The sequence below is a fragment of the Deltaproteobacteria bacterium genome (assembly GCA_005879535.1).
Classification (GTDB): domain Bacteria; phylum Myxococcota; class Myxococcia; order Myxococcales; family 40CM-4-68-19; genus 40CM-4-68-19.
In genome coordinates this window covers 98,748-105,799 of the sequence record VBKI01000070.1, presented here as the reverse complement: position 1 = coordinate 105,799, position 7,052 = coordinate 98,748, and the positions used below count along the sequence as shown (strand labels likewise).

Annotated in this window: 4 protein-coding genes and 1 pseudogene; 4 read left to right on the top strand and 1 reads right to left on the bottom strand. The window is 67.8% G+C overall.

Going from position 1 to position 7,052, the window contains the following annotated elements; translation table 11 throughout:
- Positions 1 to 23: 23 nt before the first annotated feature.
- The 4 genes and pseudogenes from kdpB to E6J58_15845 all read left to right on the top strand — a co-directional run bounded on the left by kdpB (position 24) and on the right by E6J58_15845 (position 5,708).
- A pseudogene (gene kdpB, locus E6J58_15860) lies at positions 24 to 2,058 on the top strand (potassium-transporting ATPase subunit KdpB).
- 10 nt (positions 2,059 to 2,068) lie between these two features.
- Positions 2,069 to 2,671, top strand: coding sequence for a potassium-transporting ATPase subunit KdpC (gene kdpC, locus E6J58_15855; protein ID TMB35667.1), 603 nt, complete (start codon positions 2,069 to 2,071; stop codon positions 2,669 to 2,671).
- Positions 2,672 to 2,730: 59 nt separating this feature from the next.
- Positions 2,731 to 3,876: a histidine kinase gene (locus E6J58_15850; GenBank protein TMB35747.1), complete on the top strand. Its 1,146-nt coding sequence runs from the start codon at positions 2,731 to 2,733 to the stop codon at positions 3,874 to 3,876.
- The gene (locus E6J58_15845) at positions 3,873 to 5,708 is read left to right on the top strand and encodes a HAMP domain-containing protein (GenBank protein TMB35666.1); all 1,836 of its coding nucleotides are present in this window, start codon (positions 3,873 to 3,875) and stop codon (positions 5,706 to 5,708) included. Before E6J58_15850 ends, E6J58_15845 begins: the two co-directional genes overlap by 4 nt.
- 2 nt (positions 5,709 to 5,710) lie before the next feature.
- Here the strand turns inward: E6J58_15845 and E6J58_15840 are convergent, their stop codons facing one another.
- Entirely contained in the window at positions 5,711 to 7,045 is a 1,335-nt protein-coding gene (locus E6J58_15840; GenBank protein TMB35746.1) for a sigma-54-dependent Fis family transcriptional regulator, read from the bottom strand.
- Positions 7,046 to 7,052 lie beyond the last annotated feature (7 nt).

Sequence of the window (7,052 nt, the reverse complement as noted above, 5' to 3'; positions counted from 1 at the left end):
CGGAGCAGGAAGGGTCTTCTGAAATGGCCCCCAAGGCAAAGCAGCTCTCGCTCCTCGATCCGTCGATCCTTCGCCCGGCGATCCTGGAGTCGTTCAAGAAGCTCGCCCCACACCTGGTGGCGAAGAATCCGGTCATGTTCGTGGTGGAGATCGGCAGCGTCCTCACCACCGCGATCTGGCTTCGCGACGTCTTCGCTCCCTCGCCGGGGGCGGCGCCGACCTGGTTCACGCTCGCCGTCTCCATCTGGCTCTGGTTCACGGTGCTGTTCGCGAACTTCGCCGAAGCGGTCGCGGAAGGGCGCGGCAAGGCCCAGGCGGACACCCTGCGCCGGATGCGTCAGGACACCGTCGCACGCAAGGTGCGGTACTGGCCCGAGCGCGAGGACGTGCCGGGCATCTCCAATGAGGACATCATCCCCGCCTCGCGCCTGAAGAAGGGCGACCTCGTCATCGTGGACGCCGGCCAGGTCATTCCCGGCGACGGCGAAGTCATCGAAGGCATCGCCTCGGTGGACGAGTCCGCGATCACCGGGGAGTCGGCGCCGGTGATCCGCGAGAGCGGCGGCGATCGCTCAGCGGTAACTGGCGGCACGAAAGTGCTCTCGGATCGCATCGTGGTGCGCATCACGGTGGACCCCGGCGAGTCGTTCCTGGACCGGATGATCGGCCTGGTGGAAGGCGCGTCGCGGCAGAAGACGCCGAACGAGATCGCGCTGCACATCCTGCTNNNNACCCATGGGCCTCTATTCGGGGATCCGGCTTGGCGCGACGGCCGTGGTGGCCCTGCTGGTCTGCCTGATCCCGACCACCATCGGCGGCCTCTTGTCCGCCATCGGCATCGCGGGAATGGACCGGCTCCTGCGCAAGAACGTCCTGGCGATGAGTGGGCGCGCCGTGGAGGCAGCGGGCGACGTGGATACGCTGCTGCTCGACAAGACGGGAACCATCACCCTCGGCAACCGGATGGCGACGGAGATCCTCCCTGCGCCCGGCGTCCGCATGGAAGAGCTGGCCGATGCCGCGCAGCTCGCAAGCCTCGCCGACGAGACGCCCGAAGGCCGGTCCATCGTCGTGCTGCTGAAGGAGAAGCATCAGTTGCGGGGCCGCGAGACGAAGGGGATCGCGCACTTCATCCCCTTCAGCGCGCAGACGCGGATGAGCGGATGCGATCTGGGCGAGCGGCGCGTGCGAAAGGGAGCGGTGGACGCCGTCGGCGACTACGTCAAGTCGCAAGGCGCCCAGATGCCCGAAGAGCTGGTGCAGACCGCCTGGAAGATCGCCGATGCCGGCGGAACCCCGCTGGCGGTGGCGGAGGGGGGGAGGGTCCTCGGCCTCATCCACTTGAAGGATATGGTCAAGGGCGGCATCGCGGAGAGGTTCGCGCGCTTCCGGGCCATGGGCATCCGCACGGTGATGATCACCGGCGACAACCCCAGGACGGCGGCGGCGATCGCTCGCGAGTCCGGCGTGGACGACTTTCTCGCGCAGGCCACGCCGGAGACGAAGATGCAGCTCATCAAGGACGAGCAGGGGAAGGGCAAGCTCGTGGCGATGACCGGCGACGGCACCAACGATGCGCCGGCGCTTGCGCAGGCGGACGTGGGCGTCGCGATGAATACCGGCACGCAGGCTGCCAAGGAAGCCGGCAACATGGTGGATCTCGACTCCGATCCCACCAAGCTGCTGGAGGTCGTCGAGGTCGGCAAGCAGCTCCTGATGACGCGCGGGACGTTGACGACGTTCTCCATCGCCAACGACGTGGCGAAGTATTTCGCCATCCTTCCGGCGCTTTTCGTAGGCGTCTTTCCGGAGCTCTCGCCGCTCAACGTCATGCGCCTCGCATCGCCCTACAGCGCCATCCTCAGCGCGGTAGTCTTCAACGCCATCATCATCATCCTGCTGATCCCATTGGCGCTGCGCGGAGTGCGCTATCGTCCGCTCGGAGCGGCGGCGCTGCTGCGGCGCTCGCTGCTCATCTACGGAGTCGGCGGGGTCGTCGCTCCGTTCGTTGGCATCAAGATCATCGATCTCGGCCTGGCGGCCGTCGGTCTGGTTTGAGGAGGCGCTCATGCTACGCAATGAGCTCTTTGCCGCCGTTCGCACCACGCTGGTCACGCTCATCGCCCTCGGCGTCGCATATCCCCTGATCACGACGGCCGTCGCCGGCGCGATCTTTCCCCGCCAGTCCGCCGGTAGCCTGATCACCGATGATCCGGGAAACGCCGTCGGCTCCGAGCTGATCGCGCAGCCTTTCGGCAAGCCGGGATATCTGCAGCCGCGGCCATCGGCGGCCGGTGAAAAGGGCTACGACGCGGCAGGCTCCTCAGGCTCCAACCTGGGGCCGACCTCGAAGGTGCTCCGCGAGCGCGCTGCGAAGGAGCTGCAGCGCCTCCTCGAGGAAAATCCCAATGCCGAAGAAACGGTGCCGGCGGAGCTGGTCAGCGCCTCCGCCAGCGGACTCGACCCTCATCTCTCACCGGCGGCGGCGCTCTGGCAGGCTCCGCGCATCGCCCGCGCGCGCAACGTGGACGAGGCGCGCGTCCGCGCCGTCATCGAAGCCAACATCGAAGGGCGCGACCTGCTCGTCCTGGGCGAGCCCCGCGTCAACGTCCTGCTGGTCAACCGCGCGCTCGACCGGCATTTCGGACGGCCACCGCTGGCGACCAGATAGCCGCCGCCCGTGGCCGATGGCGAGCGGCGCCGGCACGTGGTGGAATGACCCCGGAGCAGATGACGAAGCCGGCGCAAACGCGAAGGCCCGAAGACTTCCTCGAGCTGGTGGAGCGCGGAAGGCGCGGCCGCCTGAAGCTGTACGTCGGTTTTGCCGCGGGCGTGGGAAAGACGTACCGCATGCTGCAGGAAGCGCACGATCTCCGCCGCCGCGGAGTGGACGTGGTGATCGCGTTTATCGAGCCCCACGGGCGCGCCGAGACATCGGCGCTGATCGAGGGGCTGGAAGTGATCCCGCGCCGCCGCGTCGACTATCGCGGCGTCACCGTGGAGGAGATGGATCTCGAGGCCGTTTTGCTTCGTCGTCCCACCGTTGCCGTCGTCGACGAGATCCCACATACGAACGTACCGGGGTCGCGGAACCGCAAACGTTACCAGGACGTGCTCGCGCTGATCGACGGGGGAATCAACGTGATCGGCGCCATGAACGTGCAGCACCTGGAATCCCTGAACGGTCTGATTGAGCGGGCGACGGGCGTCGTCGTGCGCGAGACCGTTCCCGACAACTTCCTCACGCAAGCCGACCAGGTGGTGAACCTCGATCTGACGGTCGAGGACCTGCAGGAACGCCTTCGGGCGGGAAAAATCTATGTGCCAGAGAAGATCCCCTGGGCGCTGGAGCACTTCTTCAAGGACCAGAACCTTGCCACGCTGCGCGAGCTCGCGCTGCGTGAGGTGGCGGAGAGCCTGGATCGCGCCGGCCTGGCGAAAGGAGCGCCGGAGGTGAAGGCGTCCGGACGCGTGATGGTGGCCCTGGCCTCGAATCCGCCGCGCGCGAAGACGCTGCTCTCGCGGGGCTCGCGGATGGCGGGCCGCTTGAACACCGACTGGTTCGTCGTGTACGTGGAAACGCCAGACGAAGCGCCGACCCTGATCGACTCCGAGGCGCAGCGACACCTGCTGGGAAACGTCGAAAAGGCGAGAGAACTGGGCGCGGAAGTGGTGCGGCTCAAATCGGATGAGCCCGCGCAGGCGCTGCTCGATTTCGCCCGGACGCACGGCGTGGCGCACGTCATCGTGGGGCGCTCGATGCAGCCCTGGTGGAAGCAGGTGCTGCGTGGCTCGGTCCTGACGCGGCTGATCCGCGAGGGCACCGACTTCGACCTGCACGTGGTGGCGGCGACGGATGAGGAGAGGGCGGCGTGACCCTGCGGACGAAGCTGCTGTTGGCGCAGGCGCCGCTGGCGGTCGGACTCGCCCTCGTAGGCGTCGTGGCGCTCACCACCGTGCAGACGCTGGGCCAGAGCTCGGAGCGCATCCTGCAGGACAACTTCCGCAGCGTCCTCGCGGCCCAGCGGATGAAGGAAGCGGCCGAACGGGTGGACAGCGCCGCCCTCTTCCGCGCCGCCGGCCGTCCGGACAAGGGCGATGCGCAGGCGGGTCCGAACATCGAGGCGTTCGAGACGGAGCTGCGGATCCAGGAGAGGAACATCACCGAAACCGGCGAGGCGGACGCGACGCGCCGCCTGCGCGCGGCCTGGAACGGATACGTCGCTAAATACGACGCCTTTCGCCGGCTCCGCGAGGAGAAGGACCTGCGCCGCGACTATTTCGCCGAGCTGCAGCCGGAATTCCTCCGGTTGAAGGACGCCGCGGAAAGAATCCTCGAGATCAACCAGGACGCGATGCTGCTCAAGAGCGACCGCGCGCGCGCCACCGCCGAACGCAATCGCTCGTTGCTGCTGCTGTCCACCATCTCGGCGCTCGCCCTTTGCCTGTTCGCCTCCGTATCCCTCACCCGGCGCGTGCTGCGGCCGCTGAACAGGCTCAGCCTGGCGGTGCGCCGCATCGGGGAAGGTGATCTGGAAGCCCGGGCGCGCATCGAAGGACAAGACGAGATCGCGCAGGTGGGCCGCGAGCTGGATACGATGGCCGACAAACTGCGCGAATACCGGAGCAGCTCGCTGGGGGAGCTGCTCCAGGCACAGCAGGCATCGCAGGCAGCGATCGACAGCCTCCCCGATCCCATCCTCGTCGTCGCCGCGGATGGGGCGCTCCTCAACGTGAACGAGAGCGCCGAGCGGGAGCTGCAGATCCACGCCGGCGAGCAGCCTCTCGCGCGCATCGACCCGGATCTGCGGACTGCGATCGAGAAGGTACGGGCGCACGTCGTTTCGGGAAAAGGACCGTATCTCCCCCGCGGCCTGGAAGAGGCGCTTCACGTGCGCGACCGCAGGCTGCTGCCGCGTGCGACTCCGCTCTACTCCGAAGAGGGGGCCGTCGTCGGGGCGACCATCGTCCTGCAGGACGTGACCCGCCTGGTGCGATTCGACGAGCTGAAGAACGATCTGGTGGCGACCGTTGCGCACGAGTTCCGCACGCCGCTGACGTCGTTGCGCATGGCGATCCACATCCTGGTCGAAGGCACCGTGGGGCCGATCAACGAGAAACAGGCGGACCTCTTGCAGGCGGCGCGCGAGGATTGCGAGCGCCTCCAGGACATCGTCGACGATCTGCTCGACCTCGCGCGGATCCAGGCGGGAAAGGTCGAGGTGCAACCGGCGGCCATTTCCGCCAAGTCCCTGGTCGAGGGAGCGCTTGCGAACCGCTCTGCCGCGGCGTCGGCGGCGAGGATCCAGCTTGCCGCGGAGCTTGGCGAGCCGGTCCTGCCGGTGCTCGCCGATGCGGAGCGGATCTCGCTCGTCCTCGACAATCTGATCGGCAATGCAGTCCGGCATAGCGCACCGGGTGGCGCGGTCATCGTGCGGGCCCGGCCGCAGCACGACAGCGTGCGCTTCGAGGTGGAGGACCACGGACACGGCATTCCGCCGGAATACCGGCAGCGGATCTTCGAGAAGTTCTTCCGCGTGCCGGGGACCAAAGGAGAGGGGATTGGCCTTGGGCTCTATCTCGCGCGGGAGATCGTCCTCGCGCACGGCGGAGACATGGGCGTCGAGAGCGAGACGGGGAAGGGGAGCCGCTTCTGGTTCACGCTGCCGGTGCCCGGACGCACTCCAGTGCGGGCGACGGCCGCGTAACCTCACTCATTCTCGTATTTCTTCCGCTTCCGCCACAGGGTCGAGGCGTCCACTCCCAGCAGGTGGGCCGCCTCCTCCTGCGTCCTGGTCCGGGCAAGCACGCGCAGGATGTGCTCGCGTTCGACCTGCTCGACCGTGAAGTCGGCGCCGAGCTGCGGCACCGTCGTCGCCGTCTGCGCGATGCGCTCGGGAAAGGCCTGTGGCTGGAGGATCTGGGCCGGGGAAAGGATGACCGCGCGCTCGATCGCATTGCGCAGCTCGCGGATGTTTCCCGGCCAGCCATACGCGAGAAAGGCCCGTTCCGCTTCGGGCGAAAGCTGTTGCGGCGAGCGGCGCGCCGCTCGAGCGAAGAAGCCGAGAAAGCTCTGGGCGAGAGGAAGGATCTCCTCTCGGCGCTCGCGCAATGACGGGACGATGACCTCGACGACGTTCAGGCGGAAGAGCAGATCCTCGCGGAACTGTCCTGCGCGGACCGCCTCTTCGAGGTTCCGGTTCGTGGCTGCGACGATCCGGACGTCGGCGACGCGGGTGCGTGTCTCGCCCACGCGCTCGAAGTGCTTGTCCTGGAGGAACCGCAAGAGCTTGGCCTGGATCGACTGCGGGACCTCGCCGACTTCGTCGAGGAAGAGCGTGCCTCCTTCCGCGGCTTCCACCCGGCCGGGCTGATCGCGGACCGCGCCGGTGAACGCGCCTTTGGCATGCCCGAACATCTCGCTCGCCAGCAGCTCTTCGCTGAGAGCCGGGCAGTTCACGACGGCAAACGGACGCTCACGGCGGGGGCTTTGCCGATGGAGGGCCCGGGCGAGAACGGTCTTGCCGGTGCCGCTTTCGCCGCGCAAGAGGACCGGGACGTCGTGCGCGGCGGTACGGCCGATCACGTCGAGCACCGCGCGCATGGCGGCGCTCGAGGTGGAGAGCATCACTTCCGGCGTGGCACCGGCGAGTTGCTCCTCGAGGTCGGCGACGCGCCGGGACAGGTCCATCCGCGAGCGAGCCTGTTCGACCGCGCGCTGGATCTGGGCCGGTGTGAACGGCTTCGGCAGGTAGTCGCGCGCCCCGCGGCGGATCGCCTCCACCGCCGTGTCGATGGTGGCGTACGCGGTGATGATGACGACCTCGAGCGCCGGACGCTCGGAAAGAAGCGAACCGAGAAGATCGAGACCGCTTTCCCGCCCGAGCCGCAAATCGACGAATGCGAGATCGTGCGGCAGGCGCGCCAGCGACTCGATGGCGGCCGCCGCCGAGCCGCACTCCGTCACCGTGCAGCCCAGCGATTCCAGGCAGACGGCGAGCGTCTTGCGGATGTTGCGTTCGTCGTCGACGACCAGGACTCGCATCGCACGC